The organism is Streptococcus parasanguinis (assembly GCF_023109675.1).
Taxonomy (GTDB): Bacteria; Bacillota; Bacilli; order Lactobacillales; family Streptococcaceae; genus Streptococcus; species Streptococcus parasanguinis_I.
This window is the reverse complement of record NZ_JALDUR010000001.1, coordinates 283,591-297,354: the sequence shown is the minus strand read 5'-3', so window position 1 is coordinate 297,354 and position 13,764 is coordinate 283,591. Positions and strand designations below refer to the sequence as shown.

At 44.0% G+C, this 13,764-nt stretch carries 13 protein-coding genes; 2 read left to right on the top strand and 11 right to left on the bottom strand.

The features are described from left to right. Positions 1 to 6: 6 nt before the first annotated feature. From M1G14_RS01365 to M1G14_RS01320, 10 genes are all read right to left on the bottom strand, one after another. On the bottom strand, positions 7 to 402 hold the full coding sequence (locus M1G14_RS01365; protein WP_049506522.1) for a CopY/TcrY family copper transport repressor: 396 nt from the start codon (positions 400 to 402) through the stop codon (positions 7 to 9). A gap of 419 nt (positions 403 to 821) precedes the next feature. Next, positions 822 to 1,454: an SGNH/GDSL hydrolase family protein gene (locus M1G14_RS01360; protein ID WP_049483048.1), complete on the bottom strand. Its 633-nt coding sequence runs from the start codon at positions 1,452 to 1,454 to the stop codon at positions 822 to 824. After that, positions 1,455 to 2,303 carry an HAD family hydrolase gene (locus tag M1G14_RS01355; protein ID WP_049523127.1) on the bottom strand — a complete coding sequence of 283 codons (849 nt, stop codon included), beginning with the start codon at positions 2,301 to 2,303 and terminating at the stop codon, positions 1,455 to 1,457. It lies immediately after the preceding gene. A gap of 136 nt (positions 2,304 to 2,439) precedes the next feature. After that, on the bottom strand, positions 2,440 to 3,018 hold the full coding sequence (locus M1G14_RS01350) for an HD domain-containing protein (protein ID WP_042759908.1): 579 nt from the start codon (positions 3,016 to 3,018) through the stop codon (positions 2,440 to 2,442). A gap of 584 nt (positions 3,019 to 3,602) precedes the next feature. Beyond that, positions 3,603 to 4,319: a DUF554 domain-containing protein gene (locus M1G14_RS01345; protein WP_049523126.1), complete on the bottom strand. Its 717-nt coding sequence runs from the start codon at positions 4,317 to 4,319 to the stop codon at positions 3,603 to 3,605. A gap of 22 nt (positions 4,320 to 4,341) precedes the next feature. Continuing rightward, positions 4,342 to 6,006: a MutS-related protein gene (locus tag M1G14_RS01340; RefSeq protein ID WP_247926153.1), complete on the bottom strand. Its 1,665-nt coding sequence runs from the start codon at positions 6,004 to 6,006 to the stop codon at positions 4,342 to 4,344. Between the two features lie 3 nt (positions 6,007 to 6,009). Further along, on the bottom strand, positions 6,010 to 7,353 hold the full coding sequence (locus tag M1G14_RS01335; RefSeq protein WP_425608331.1) for a CapA family protein: 1,344 nt from the start codon (positions 7,351 to 7,353) through the stop codon (positions 6,010 to 6,012). A 343-nt stretch (positions 7,354 to 7,696) separates the two neighbouring features. Continuing rightward, the gene (msrB, locus tag M1G14_RS01330) at positions 7,697 to 8,632 is read right to left on the bottom strand and encodes a peptide-methionine (R)-S-oxide reductase MsrB (RefSeq protein WP_247926152.1); all 936 of its coding nucleotides are present in this window, start codon (positions 8,630 to 8,632) and stop codon (positions 7,697 to 7,699) included. A 274-nt stretch (positions 8,633 to 8,906) separates the two neighbouring features. Beyond that, a complete protein-coding gene (locus M1G14_RS01325; protein ID WP_070595509.1) occupies positions 8,907 to 9,263 on the bottom strand; it encodes a helicase BlpT in 357 nt (118 codons plus the stop codon). A 278-nt stretch (positions 9,264 to 9,541) separates the two neighbouring features. Continuing rightward, positions 9,542 to 10,477: a dihydroorotate oxidase gene (locus M1G14_RS01320; RefSeq protein ID WP_049474144.1), complete on the bottom strand. Its 936-nt coding sequence runs from the start codon at positions 10,475 to 10,477 to the stop codon at positions 9,542 to 9,544. A 299-nt stretch (positions 10,478 to 10,776) separates the two neighbouring features. Here M1G14_RS01320 and gdhA point away from each other — a divergent pair, with 299 nt between their 5' ends. Together gdhA and M1G14_RS01310 are read left to right on the top strand one after the other, a co-directional pair. Continuing rightward, positions 10,777 to 12,123 (top strand): NADP-specific glutamate dehydrogenase, encoded by a 1,347-nt coding sequence (gene gdhA / locus M1G14_RS01315; RefSeq protein WP_247926151.1) that lies wholly within the window; start codon positions 10,777 to 10,779, stop codon positions 12,121 to 12,123. 278 nt (positions 12,124 to 12,401) lie between these two features. Beyond that, positions 12,402 to 12,719 (top strand): hypothetical protein, encoded by a 318-nt coding sequence (locus M1G14_RS01310; RefSeq protein ID WP_049490820.1) that lies wholly within the window; start codon positions 12,402 to 12,404, stop codon positions 12,717 to 12,719. 193 nt (positions 12,720 to 12,912) lie between these two features. Here the strand turns inward: M1G14_RS01310 and M1G14_RS01305 are convergent, their stop codons facing one another. After that, positions 12,913 to 13,761: a mechanosensitive ion channel family protein gene (locus M1G14_RS01305; RefSeq protein ID WP_247926150.1), complete on the bottom strand. Its 849-nt coding sequence runs from the start codon at positions 13,759 to 13,761 to the stop codon at positions 12,913 to 12,915. Between the last annotated feature and the right edge of the window lie 3 nt (positions 13,762 to 13,764).

Sequence of the window (13,764 nt, the reverse complement as noted above, 5' to 3'; positions counted from 1 at the left end):
TTTCTATTACATACAATTGCAAGGGACTGTTTCGACAGCCTCTGCTTTCTTTTCTTCCAGGACCTGCTGCAGCTGATTAAGATCTGCAAGCGTAAAGTCACTCTCCTGAATCAAGTTTTCAAGCACCTGGACAATTCTTTTTGAGCAAACCTTGTCTTTCACCTCCTCAACCACCAAGTCTAAACTCTGGTCCTGCTTCAACAAAGCCGAGTAGACAAAGGCTTTGCCAGATTTTTCTCTGGTCAGACAGCCCTTTTCAACCAAGCGCGTCAAGAGGGTCTTGATGGTCGACTTCGACCAGTCAAAGCGCTCGGACAAGACGGCGATCAAATCCCTGCTGGTCTGCTTGCCTTCCATCCAGATAATTTTCATGATGCGCCATTCCGCATTGGAAATTTGCATGGCTTCTCCTTTCTAAATCTACATTTGTAAATCTTATGATGCTATTCTACTCCTAAGATTTACATTTGTCAACCAAAAAGACAAAAAAATTTCCTCTTGGAAATAGAGGAAGGTAGACAATCTGTTTTTACAAAAAATCATCTAAAGAAATCTAAAAAGAAATAGAATTGATTTCAATTATAAGAACCATTCAAATATTTCCTGAAACTTTCCGCCGTGAGAAAAGTGCTAGAAACACTATTGTTTCTAGCACTCGGGAGTTTTGGAACCTTAGGTCCAAAACTAAGTCATGGAACTTCAAAGAAGTTCGCTGACGTCCGTACTCACCTAAGGAAAGTTTTTAAGAAGACTTTATCTTCAATCTGAAATTTTTCTTTGAAGATTTGTCTAGTTGGGCTTTTTCGCTCCCTATTTTGTCTCTATAATGTCTCCTGCAGAGCTTGGGCTAGAACTCGGTAACCAGCCACACTTAAATGGAGGCCATCTGTCGTATAGGCTTCTGCCAACTGCCCCTTTTCATCCAATAAAGACGAATACACATCGACATAGCTGACCTGGTGGTAGGCCTGAGCCAATTCGCGATAGGCCTGGTTGAGGGACTGAATTTTTTCATTGGTCCGCACATAGACCTTTTGTTTGTAGCGCTCTTCTTGACTCACCGGTAAAACCGAGATCAGGTTGATGTGGGTCAGCGGAAAATCTCGCATAATTGCTTGTAAGACCGCTTCTACATTGTCTAGGGTTTCCTTTTGAGGAATTTCTTTTCCGATATCATTGGTCCCGATCAAGAGAAAGATCTGATCCACCGCCGTTCCAAAGACATGGGCGTCTAGATGCTCACGAAGGAGATCCGTCTTATAGCCTCGCACTCCTCGATTGACCATGTGCTTGGGACTTTGTAATAGTTCATGAATGGGAAAATACTCTACGATGGAGTCTCCGATAAAGATCAAACCAGGCTCCTTCAGAGGGGCTTGATTGAGTTCCCGATAGGTTGTTATGATTTTCTCCTGCTCCTTTAAGAGCCAGTCTTCTAACAGTTGTACCGCCATCTATTTCTCTCCCTTCACTTGTTCCCAGGGGGTCAATCCTAGATACTCTTCGATCACCTGGTAGACACCACCTTCTTGATGGCTCGGTGCTAGGTGTTTGGCAACAGCTTTGACAGCTTCTTCTGCATTGGCTACAGCATAGGAGTGACCTGCCATTTCAAGCATTTCGATGTCGTTTCCACTATCACCAAAGGCCATGACCTGGCTGGCGTTAAGCTGCCACATCTCCATTAATTGAGCCAGTCCCCAAGCCTTGTGAATGCCAGCTTGTAAGAGATCCATGCTGCCAAAACCGCTCGAAACCGCCATCAGCTGATCTCCAAAAGCTTGTTGGACTTCCTGGCTCACTTGATCAAGACGATCCAAGCCTACCACCAAGCTCATTTTAAGCACCTGATCAAATAGATCTGCTGTCAATTCCGGAACAAACTTCATCCGCTTGTACAAGGCTTCAATCACTTCTGGCTGCATGAATTTCTCAACTTCTGTAAAGACCGTTCCTTCCTTGACAAAGCCACCATTGACAGCTGACACAACCAGCTGGTCTGAAATTTCCCGCCCCTTAAAATAAGCAAGAACCGCCTCTACTAGTTCTCGATCCCAGAATTTTCCTAGAATCATCTGGTCATCCTCAAAAATCCGAGCTCCGTTGGCGACGACTAGAGTCACCCGTTTGACCAAAGGACCCAAGAGCTGGCGCATGCGATGGATTTCATTTCCCGTCGCAATGACAAAGCGAATCCCTTTTTGATCCAAGTGGTCCAATAGCCTTTCCAGGCGCGGAAGATCTACCTCTCCTCGCTCATCTAATAAGGTTCCATCCATATCTGTTGCAATCAACTTAATCATACAATCTAACCTTTTCCCTTTCAAAGGGTGTAAATTATCTGGTTCCATTATACCACAGATCAAGCCAGTCAAAACCACCCGTGAAAACAGGTGGCTTCCTCTTGGGTTGAAGGTTCCTACTGATGGCCAGGGGATCTTATGAATATAAGCCCTTTTCCACACTTTCCTGAATTAACTCTTCTGTTAGTTTCCATAATTCTTCCGATTCACTTTTTATGAACTTTTTCTTTTCTAATACCATCTCTGAACGGATATGATCAGGATTATAATTGACTTCTGACACTTCCAAGTGATTAATCAGTGGTACCAATGCGTCAATCACTCTTGCATATCTTGCCTCAGGACTCTGCCCTTTTTCAAACTCCAACCACGAATTTTTCATATTCACATAGGTTGCTTCTGGAAGGAGGCTCATTGTTTTTTCTATAGATGCTAACTCTCTATCATGAGAATGAAGCTTTTTTTCATCATCAAACACCCAAGTATCTCCAGCATAAACCTCACCTAAATCATGAATCAATAACAGAAACATGACCTTTTCCATATTCAATTTTTCGGGATAATAATCTTGCAGAACCATCGCAGCTATCGCACCCTGCCAGGAATGCTCGGCACTATTTTCAAACCGTCCATCAAGAGTTCTATTAAACCTTGTTACTGACTTTAATTTCTCGATTTCTTTAATAAATTCAACTGTCTGATTCAAATCACTCATGGCGACTCCAACCTCCCTATTCGAAATTACGACTATCATACCAGAAATCCTGTTTTCCATAAATGAATTCCCGTATTTGCAAAAAGAAAATAATTCAGATTGGATACAAAATCATCTTAGAAAATTTCCTTAAGTGAGTATTTGAATGAGCCTAATAGTATCTATCATTTTAATTTTTTAGGATCACTTAAATTGTTTAATGTAAAAAAGTCCACAATCTATTTCCACTGACGCCTTGATTTTTGTAATTTCTTGCATCATGTGAATTTTAAAAAAACTAACCAGTCTTTACCGGTTAACTTTAGAATGAGACAAACTATTTTAAAGTAAAATAAGTTAATCGATTCTAAAAGTAAGTAAAAATGAGTTCCTATTTTTAGAATGAATCAAGAAAATACAAAAACTTTCCGCTGTGAGAAAAGTGCCTGAAACAATACGTTTCAGGCACTCGGAATTATTGAGACTTTAGGCTCAATAATTAGTCATGGAACTTCTACGAAGTTCGCTGACGTCCGTACTCACCTAAGGAAAGTTTTTGATATGACTTTGTCTTAAATCTGAAGCTCCTGGTTAGCTTCTATTTTTCACCCAACAAAAGCCCAAATAATGGCAATCAACACTGCTGGAAGGAGATTGGCAACCTTGATTCGTTTGCCCCAGATGAGGTTGATCCCCACACAGAGAATAAGGCTGGAGCCGACTAGTGAGAGATTGGACAGGGCTTGTGGGGTCATAATCGGTGCGATCAAATGAGCCAAAAGTGTGATCAAGCCCTGAAAGATCACGAGTGGCACCACCGCAAAAATCGCGCCTTTTCCTTTTGAAACGGTCAAGACCAGAACGATAACCATATCCAGAATAGCCTTGGCCAACAAGGTCGAGGTGTCGCCTGTCAGGCCATCCTGGACAGCTCCGACCACCGCCATAGCCCCGATACAAATGGTCAGGGTCGTGTTCATAAAGGCATCGACAAAGCTGGTATCGCCTTGGTTGCCCGTCTTTTCCTTCAGCCAGGTTCCCAGTCGCTCAAAGCCCTCCTCAATCTTCAAGAGTTCCCCGATAACGGTCCCGATCACTAGACTCAGAATCAACATCATACTGCCGTGACTTTCTACATGACTTCCATGCACCACCAGCATCTTTTCCAAGGTCCCTGCGATGCCCAAGACAAAAACAGCAACACCCGTCACTTTCAGAAGGGTCTCATGAAAATCTTCTGACAAACGTTGACCGATGAGCAGTCCTAAAAGCCCACCAAATACGACCCCTAAGGCATTATAGAAGGTCCCTAAACCGATCATTTACAAACTCCTTTATTCATTTTCATTCTTTTTCAATCGCTTTCAAAGACCAGTATCCCGTCTCTTCATACTGGTCAATCAAGTCCTTGGCTGTTTGCGTAATCTCCTCTGGATAATGCAGGCTTTCTAGGGTATTGACCGCATTCTTGGTCACGGCTGACCCTGGTTTGATCTGGTAGTCAAAGACGATCTTGCCATCCACATAGCGACTATCAAAATGGTAATTATCATTGACCTCACCAGAAGCTGAGACCAGCTCAATATCATGACTGGAGATCATGTAGAGGCAGTTTTGGGCAGCCAACCAGCGGACAATCCCAAGGCCTGATCCGATCCGCTCGATAGTATTGGTCCCCTTAAAGAGCTCGTCAATAAAGAAATAGTGAAAACCAGGCTTTTTCAGATGCTGAATCATACGTAAAATAGCTTTACTCTCAGTGATAAAGTAGCTATCTCCAACTTCAATATCATCGCTCACATCCATAGCCGTTAGGACATGACCATAGGGAAGGGCTAATCTTTCGCCATAGGCAAAGCCTAACCCTTGAGCCAGAATGGCATTGATGGCGACAGTTTTCAAATAGGTCGATTTCCCGGACGCATTGTCCCCACTGATGACCATATTTTTTTGAAAATGCACATCATTCGCAATCGGATTGGACAGCAAGGGATGATAGAGCGTCTCTCCCTCAATGCCACCCGTTTCCGTAAAGACCGGCTGACAGACCACTTCTAGGTCTCGCTTGTGGCGCAAGAGACTAATGGCGACTTCCATCTCTCCAAGGAGATCCAGAAGCTTCTGAGCCTCCTTTTGATGAGCCTTCACCTGATTGTAAATATAAACCTGAGCGATCTGCGGGAGTAAAAAGAGGACGTTGAGGTAGAGGAGAACAATTTCCATCTCAGAGGTCCCCGATGGACTCTGCAAGACACTGGCAAGGATCCGCGTTTTCTTAAAGGGTTTGACCGCTTGCTTGAGTGCTTCTTGTTGTGGCAAGGCTAGATGGCTCAAGCGTTCTGCCGAAGCAAAGATGCGGACCAGATAGCTAACATTATCCAGACGGATTTTATTGGACCAATTGTGCAAACTCGAAAAGACAATATTAAAGACCACACTGATCACCAAGAGGGTAATCGCCCCGACTGGCTCAAAGGGGATGGCAAAGAGACAGACAATGGGAAGGCAGGCCAAGGCTAGATAGAGGGGCAAACCTGCATAATGCTTGCCGGGATTTGCGACAATGCTCCGCGCCATGTTGTGGTTTTTCTTGCCCAGTTGGTTGAAAATGACCTGGACCTTGAGGCGCAAATCAGGATGCTCTTCAAAGAAGGCTTCTAAGTCATGAAGCTGGTCCTGAGGCTGGAATTCCAGCAGGCGCATCTTTTGATAGAGAGCCTCTGCTCCAAGGCTCGATTGGGTATAGTTGAGCTGATCAAAGACCGCATCCAAAGCCAAATCATGCCAGGTCTGATCATCCACTTGGCTATCGATCGTCTTTCCCTTAGCTGGATAAGCCAGACTATCTATCAAACTTTCTTCTGTGTCTTTCTTGCGAAAGAAAGGCGCTCCATCCCAAGCCTTCTTCAGCTTTTGCTTGAGGCGGATGGCTGTAAGAAATTTGGTTGCCCAAATCACCACGATCAATCCTAGGATCCCAAGCGGGATCCAGTTCACATTTCCTTCCATGCTCTATTCCTTTCCACTCTGAGGCCAGTCCAAGTGGACATGTTCCTTCATTTCTCGGTATGCCGTGTCCACTCTCTCCTTGGTCTCCTCATCCAGCTTGTCGCGGTATTTGCCACCCTGGATAAAATCTTCCAAAATATAGGTCTGGTACTTGTACAAGTCATAGCCTTCAGGAGAATAGGTTCCCTTCGGAGTCCGACTAACCCAGGTTGGATGAGCAGTAGCCGTCTTAATCCGTGTCTTGCGGCCAATCTTTTCGATGGTCACATCCATCAAGACTCCTCGTTCTGTCCATTGAGCTGTCTCCACGTCCCCCATGGTTTCCAGACGCTGATTGGACAGAAAATTCCCCATTGAGTAGATGATAAGCTTGTTTTGACCATCTTTATTGACCACTTCAGCAGGCTCTACAACATGGGGATGTCCGCCAAAAACGATATCAGCGCCCCAAGAAATCATTTTATGATAGAGTTCTTTTTGCTCTTCTGTCGGCTCCAATTGGTACTCAATTCCCATTTGGGGCATGACAATGGTGATATCGGCCTCTTGCTCCGCCTTTTGGATCTCCGCCTTCATCCGCTCTTCATCCAGATCAGACAAGACATCTGCTTGCTCCTCTGGAGTAAGGGTCGTTTCCATTCCATTAAACCCATAAGCGTAGGCTAGAATAGCAATCTTGATGCCATTCACTTCCTTGATCACCAAGGGGGCCTGGCCTCTCTTTTCATGCGTGTAAACACCGACAGGGGTGATGCCTGCATCTTCAAAGGCCTTGGCTGTCGAATAGACCCCTTCTAGGCCTGAATCCAGGATGTGGTTGTGTCCCAAATCCATGACATCATAACCAGCATCCTTGATGGCTGGTACGACTTCGCTTGGCGCATTAAAGAGGGGATAACCTGACAAATAGTAATTCGGGTCAATGGTTCCCTCAAAATCACCCAAGGCCAGATCCGCCTTTTGTAGCCAGGGTTTGACATACTCATAATTTTCATGAAAATCATAGGTCCCATCTTCTTTTTGTGCACTCATATAGACCAGATCATGATAGAGCTGATCTCCATTAGCCATGATCCGCGCTGTATGAGGAATCTGATCAGCCGGTGTTTTTGCCTTGTACACAACCTCTGGCCGTTCCGTTGCGGTGATCGGAAAGCCTTGGAACTTTTGCACCCACAATATGGCATTGGCCACGATAAAAACGACGGACAAGAGCACATAGACAAACTGTTCATTCGTCAGCTGAATCCTTGAAAAGAGGCGATCAAAAGCCCAATCAAAGGCCGCCGATAGCTCTTTTCCCATCGTCTTGATGGTCCCTTTCACATTCTCCCACTTCTCTAACATTCCTACCTCTTCTTCCTACCTCAACAGATTGAGCTGTCATTGAAATACTTTCTCTTCATTGTATCACAAATTTCCAGAGGAGAATAAAAGTTCTGCAAAACAGAACTTCTAAATGATTTGATATTAAAAGAATGGTTTCTTCAAAGCAGAAAACATCATCACGATTTTCAACTGATGCAAGCATCTACTGAAACTTTCCGCTGTGAGAAAAGTGCCTGAAACATAATTGTTTCAGGCACACGGGAGTTTTGAAACCTTAGGTTCAAAACTAAGTCATGGAACTTCTATGAAGTTCGCTGACGTCCGTACTCACCTAAGGAAAGTTTCTAAGATGCTTTTTCTATTATCTCAAAGCTTTTAACAAATAACCATATCCTTCTTGCTCCATCTCTTCTTTTGGAATAAAGCGCAGAGAGGCCGAATTGATACAATAGCGAAGACCACCCTGGTCTTTTGGTCCATCGGTGAAGACATGGCCGAGATGGGCATTGCCTGAGCGGGATCGAACTTCGATCCGCTCCATCCCGTGGCTATGATCCTGGTAATAGTGGACAACATCTTTGGCAATGGGACGGGAGAAACTTGGCCATCCACAGCCAGAAGCAAACTTATCCTTGGCAAAAAAGAGAGGTTCCCCCGTCGTAATATCCACATAGATGCCCTCTTCAAAGGTCTGATCATAGGCATTGTGGAAAGGACGCTCCGTCGCACTTTCTTGAGTGACTTGGTACTGCTCTGCTGTCAGTTTCGCCTTTAGGATTTCTTGATCTGGCTTCTGATAAGCTGCTGGATCAATCAAGGGCTGCTCAGCATCTGTCACATCGATATGGCAATAGCCTCCAGGATTCTTCTTAAGGTAGTCTTGGTGGTAGTCCTCAGCTAGGATATAGTGGCGCAAGGGTTCCAACTCAACCGCGATTTTGCGTCCCAGTTGCTTTTCTTCTTCCGCAAACACTTGGGCGATCACTTCACGATCTGCCTCGTCTGTATAATAGACACCCGTCCGATATTGGCGGCCTCGATCATTTCCCTGTTTGTCAATGGATAAGGGATCGATCACCCGGAAATAGTAGAGCAGAATCGCCCGTAGGGTGATTTTATCTGGATCGTAGATGACTTGTACAGTCTCTGCGTGATCCGTTTCCTTGATCAGTTGGTAGTTGGTCGTTTCTACCTGGCCATTGGCATAGCCCACCGTCGTCTGTTCTACACCAGGGATCCGTGAAAAATATTCCTCTAAGCCCCAAAAACAGCCACCTGCTAAATAAATCTCTGCCATCTTTTTTCCTCGCTTCCTGCATTCCCTACAAGGAACGCTTCTTACTATTAGCTCCATCATAATCCAAGAGCCTCAGATTTTCAAGGATTCTGCATCAAAAATCCCTTCTACTATATGTAAAAGGGATTCAATCCTTCTTATTTTTCAAATAAGAAAAAGAGCGAGTAATAAAAATTCCAAAACGATAGGGTTAACTGATGTAGAAAATCATGAAGGACTACCATGACCAACACCTCCTCTGAATATCTGTGGACAAGCACCAGGCTAGTATCAACTACAACACCACCGTCGGTCCGTAGACCTGTAACTGAGGTTTCACAACCTCGTAATGCCAGTGATCATAAGCTCGCCAAGCTTGAAAGGCCTCTTCGTTCAATGCTAGCCCGCCCAGACCAATCAATAGACTGGCGGTCTGATAAAACTTTTCCAACTTAATCAACAGACGATTGTCTACCCGCCTAGCCTTTCGTAAACCTTTCAACATCTGATCTAGATTTTCTCGAAATCGAAGGGTATCTGAACTAGGGGTGAATCCCTTAGAAAAGGCTGTTTGAAGAAGGGTGATCGTCGTCCTTGCCTCTTGAATCACATCCCTTTCTTCCATAGAAATCACCTTCCTTTTCACCTCCATTGTACACCTTTTTCTCTCTATAAAAATGGAAAATTCCTAAAACTAGGAACAGAATGAGGCTGGGACAAAAGTCCTAGCCTCTCAATTGTTTCTAGATTGTCGAGCAAGACGCAGTGGTTGAGTGGACTCTACTACGCTGATTTCATCAGCTTTTACAGCCCTACTCAACTGTGCGGAGGTGGGACGACGAAATCGAATTCTAACGAATTACCGATTTCTGTCCCACTCTCATAAAAAACTTCCCCAAGTTTCCACTTGAGGAAGTTTTTTTCGAAAGATTAGTCAATGTAGTGCAATTTCCCACGGAAGTCTTCTAGGCTTTGGTAGCCTTTTTCTTCCATGATGGCTTTGAGCTCCGCAGTGATGCGTTCAAACGCTCCAACTCCTTCTTTATGGAGTGTCGTTCCGATTTGCACCATACTAGCCCCACAGAGGATATGTTCAAAGGCATCGCGACCAGTCAAGACGCCCCCAGTCCCCACAATCTGAATTTCTGGATTCAGACGTTGGTAAAAAGCATGGACATTGGCAAGAGCCGTTGGTTTGATGTATTCTCCACCAATCCCACCAAATCCGTTCTTAGGACGAATCACCACGGATTCATCCTCGATGTAGAGGCCATTTCCGATCGAATTGACGCAATTGACAAACTTGAGCGGGTATTTGTTAAAGATCGCTGCTGCTTGATCAAAATGAACGATATCAAAATAAGGTGGCAACTTGATGCCTAGAGGTTTGGTGAAATAGGCAAAGACTTCAGACAAGATCCGATCTGTCGTATCAAAATCATAGGCGATCTGAGGTTTCCCAGGGACATTGGGACAAGATAGGTTCAACTCTGTCAAGCCTTTAAAGTCACTATCTTGCACCTTTTTCAAGATGGTATGAGTTTCTTCAGGAGACATGCCGACGAGAGATAAGAAGAAGGTCCGGTCTGGATCCGTTTCTTGCAACTCCAATAAGTAATTCAAATAATAGTCCAACCCTTGGTTAGGTAGCCCCATTGAATTGATCGAACCAAGCGGCACATCTTGGTAGCGTGGCTCTGGATTACCAGCACGGAATTCTAAGGTCGCTGTCTTGGTCACAAAGGTCCCCGCAGCTGAGTTCTTCACTTCTTCTAATTCCTCAGTGGTCATACAGGCTACACCTGCCGCATTCATCAGGCAGTTGTCAAATTCAAAACCAGCAATTTGCGTTTTTGTCGATACCATCTTGTACTCCTTTTTTGAAACACCACCAACAGAATTATTCGGGATGCTCTCTATTTTCTTCTTTCATTATACCATCACTTGGAAGCTTCCGGACTATCAAAGCTAAAAATTCTTCCAAACATTCGGACTTTCCTAGTCGCGATAAAATTTTCAGAAAATTCAACTTTTTTCTTTACAAGCCAAAAAAAGTCTGCTATAATGATCCATGTAATAAAACATGACATTGTTTGTCAACTGTCTCAAAACCACTCCCCTAGCGGGTTTGCTGGTTTTCGTTTCATTCACAAAGGAGAATTAACATGACAACTGCTAAAGAATATATCCAAAGCACTTTCGAAACTGTAAAGGCTCGTAACGGCCATGAAGCTGAATTCCTTCAAGCTGTTGAAGAGTTCCTCAGCACTTTGGAACCTGTTTTTGAAAAACATCCTGAATACATCGAAGAAAACATCTTGGCTCGTATTACAGAACCTGAACGCGTAATTTCTTTCCGTGTTCCTTGGGTTGACCGTGAAGGAAACATCCAAGTAAACCGTGGTTACCGTGTTCAATTCAACTCTGCTGTAGGTCCTTACAAAGGTGGTCTTCGTTTCCACCCAACTGTTAACCAAGGGATCTTGAAATTCCTCGGTTTCGAACAAATCTTCAAAAACGTCTTGACTGGTCTTCCTATCGGTGGTGGTAAAGGTGGATCTGACTTCGATCCTAAAGGAAAAACAGACGCTGAAGTAATGCGTTTCTGCCAAAGCTTCATGACTGAATTGCAAAAACACATCGGTCCTTCTCTTGATGTTCCAGCTGGTGATATCGGGGTTGGTGGACGTGAAATCGGATACCTTTATGGTCAATACAAACGCCTTCGCCAATTTGATGCTGGTGTCTTGACTGGTAAACCTCTTGGTTTCGGTGGTAGCTTGATCCGTCCAGAAGCAACTGGTTATGGTTTGGTTTACTATACGGAAGAAATGCTCAAAGCCAACGGCGACAGCTTTGCTGGTAAGAAAGTCGTGATCTCAGGTTCTGGTAACGTTGCTCAATACGCTCTTCAAAAAGCAACTGAACTTGGTGCAACTGTTATCTCTGTATCTGACTCAAACGGTTACGTGATCGACGAAAACAGTATTGACTTCGACCTTCTTACAGACGTCAAAGAAAAACGTCGTGCACGTTTGACTGAATACGCTGCTGAAAAACCAACTGCTACTTACTACGAAGGTTCTGTATGGACTTATGCTGGTAACTATGACATCGCTCTTCCATGTGCAACTCAAAACGAAATTGATGGCGATGCTGCAAAACGTTTGGTCGCTCAAGGTGTGAAAGTTGTCTCTGAAGGAGCAAACATGCCAAGTAACATCGATGCCATCAACGTATACAAAGAAAATGGTATCCTTTACGGACCTGCTAAAGCAGCCAATGCTGGTGGAGTTGCTGTATCTGCTCTTGAAATGAGCCAAAACAGCCAACGTCTTTCATGGACACGCGAAGAAGTGGACGGACGTTTGAAAGACATCATGACCAACATCTTCAATACTGCTAAAACAACTGCAGAAACTTACGGACTTGGTAAAGATTACCTTGCAGGTGCCAACATCGCTGCCTTTGAAAATGTTGCAAATGCGATGATTGCACAAGGTCTTGTATAATCAATCGATATTTTTCTTTAAGGCCTTCGGGTCAAAGCCTCTCAACTCCTGAATCCAGTGTGTTTCGGGAGTTTTTTATATCTAAAAGCCTCTGTCAAGACACCCCGTCCCAAGTGAGGAAAGCCATTTTTTAGATAAGGAACTCGACCGTCTCTAATGGGGAGATTTGAGCCTTCTCTTTTTCTGTATCTTTTTCTAAAAAAATTTTATTTTTTTTACTTTACCCCCTTGCATTTTTAATAAATTAGTATTAAACTATAGCAAAAGGAGGTGTGCTTATGTTTCTTTTAGCTCAAGAAAAATCAGATACGATCGAATTCCTTAAGTCTGAATTGGTCCAATTACTCTCCAATATGCGACAAGAAATCGCAGCTAGCCGTCAATCACAGACCGGTGCAGCTTGCCATCATATTGAATATTGCATGGACAAGATCCAAAGGGCAAAAAGTTCCGTAGCCATTGCCCTCCCCATCGAATCCTTAAATCTTGAAATCACGACTATGCTGCGTAAGCAACTCATCGTCTTGCCACCAGAGGCTCGAAAAAATTGGGACCAGATTAAAAAGCTGGATTTCAAATACTGCCACTTAAAATAGACCAAAAAAGAGAGTGGGACAGAAATCGGTAATTCGTTAGAATTCGATTTCGTCGTCCCACCTCCGCACAGTTGAGTAGGGCTGTAAAAGCTGATGAAATCAGCGTAGTAGAGCCCACTCAACCACTGCGTCTTGCTCGACAATCCAAAAATAATTGAGAGGCTAGGACTTTTGTCCCAGCCTCTTTTTTGTGTTACATGATCCCGTTCTTTCCTGTCGGTAGGCTAATCCCTGCTTCCATCAAGGCATCATGGTAGAGTTTATAGTAGGTATGATAGACAGTCGTCTGGGTTCCATTTTGCGCAGTCATCGCAATTCGGAAGGAATAACGACCATTTTTTTCGATCTGTGGGCCTAAAATCGTAGGACCTGTCAACACCTCTGGGTGTTTATCTTGTTCAGACTGATTAACCTGAGCAATCACCTGATAGATCTTGTCGAGATCGATATTTGCATCTAGCGGAATATCGATCAGCACGCGCATATCACCACGTGAGAGATTGCTGACGACGGTGATGTTGCGATTCGGAACAAAGTGGAGAGTCCCATCAAAGTCCCGCACCTGGGTCGTGCGAATCCCGACACTGCTGACGATGCCGGCAATATTAATAGACCCATTCGTGAGACGAACATTGTCTCCCACGTCCAACTGGCGTTCTAAAAGGATGAAGAAACCATTGACCAAATCGGAAAGAAAACCCTGAGCTCCCATCCCAATCGCCACCCCAGCAATCCCAGCACCAGCCAAGAGACTAGAGACCGGAAGACCTAGAATCGACAAAATCCAGTAGATCAAGATGAAATACAAACAATAGTTTAAAAGGCTCTCAACCAAACGGAGAATCGTATTTTTACGGGCTTCATCCTGCACCGTATACTTAAAGGATGGGGTTAAGATCCGCTTAACCAGGCTATGGATGACCTTTTTAGCAATAAAAAATAAAAGAAAGACAAAAATCAGAGAGATACATTTTGATATCAGATCATCAAAAATCTTCGTCCAGTCTATTTTACTGAAATAACGTTGGAAAGCTTGACTCATTTA

Excerpts from the sequence above, each read along its gene's own strand:
- M1G14_RS01365 (WP_049506522.1), bottom strand. The coding sequence starts at position 402 with ATGCAAATTTCCAATGCGGAATGGCGCATCATGAAAATTATCTGGATG.
- M1G14_RS01360 (WP_049483048.1), bottom strand. The coding sequence starts at position 1,454 with ATGGCGGTACAACTGTTAGAAGACTGGCTCTTAAAGGAGCAGGAGAAA.
- M1G14_RS01355 (WP_049523127.1), bottom strand. The coding sequence starts at position 2,303 with ATGATTAAGTTGATTGCAACAGATATGGATGGAACCTTATTAGATGAG.
- M1G14_RS01350 (WP_042759908.1), bottom strand. The coding sequence starts at position 3,018 with ATGAGTGATTTGAATCAGACAGTTGAATTTATTAAAGAAATCGAGAAA.
- M1G14_RS01345 (WP_049523126.1), bottom strand. The coding sequence starts at position 4,319 with ATGATCGGTTTAGGGACCTTCTATAATGCCTTAGGGGTCGTATTTGGT.
- M1G14_RS01340 (WP_247926153.1), bottom strand. The coding sequence starts at position 6,006 with ATGGAAGGAAATGTGAACTGGATCCCGCTTGGGATCCTAGGATTGATC.
- M1G14_RS01335 (WP_425608331.1), bottom strand. The coding sequence starts at position 7,353 with ATGTTAGAGAAGTGGGAGAATGTGAAAGGGACCATCAAGACGATGGGA.
- msrB (WP_247926152.1), bottom strand. The coding sequence starts at position 8,632 with ATGGCAGAGATTTATTTAGCAGGTGGCTGTTTTTGGGGCTTAGAGGAA.
- M1G14_RS01325 (WP_070595509.1), bottom strand. The coding sequence starts at position 9,263 with ATGGAGGTGAAAAGGAAGGTGATTTCTATGGAAGAAAGGGATGTGATT.
- M1G14_RS01320 (WP_049474144.1), bottom strand. The coding sequence starts at position 10,477 with ATGGTATCGACAAAAACGCAAATTGCTGGTTTTGAATTTGACAACTGC.
- gdhA (WP_247926151.1), top strand. The coding sequence starts at position 10,777 with ATGACAACTGCTAAAGAATATATCCAAAGCACTTTCGAAACTGTAAAG.
- M1G14_RS01310 (WP_049490820.1), top strand. The coding sequence starts at position 12,402 with ATGTTTCTTTTAGCTCAAGAAAAATCAGATACGATCGAATTCCTTAAG.
- M1G14_RS01305 (WP_247926150.1), bottom strand. The coding sequence starts at position 13,761 with ATGAGTCAAGCTTTCCAACGTTATTTCAGTAAAATAGACTGGACGAAG.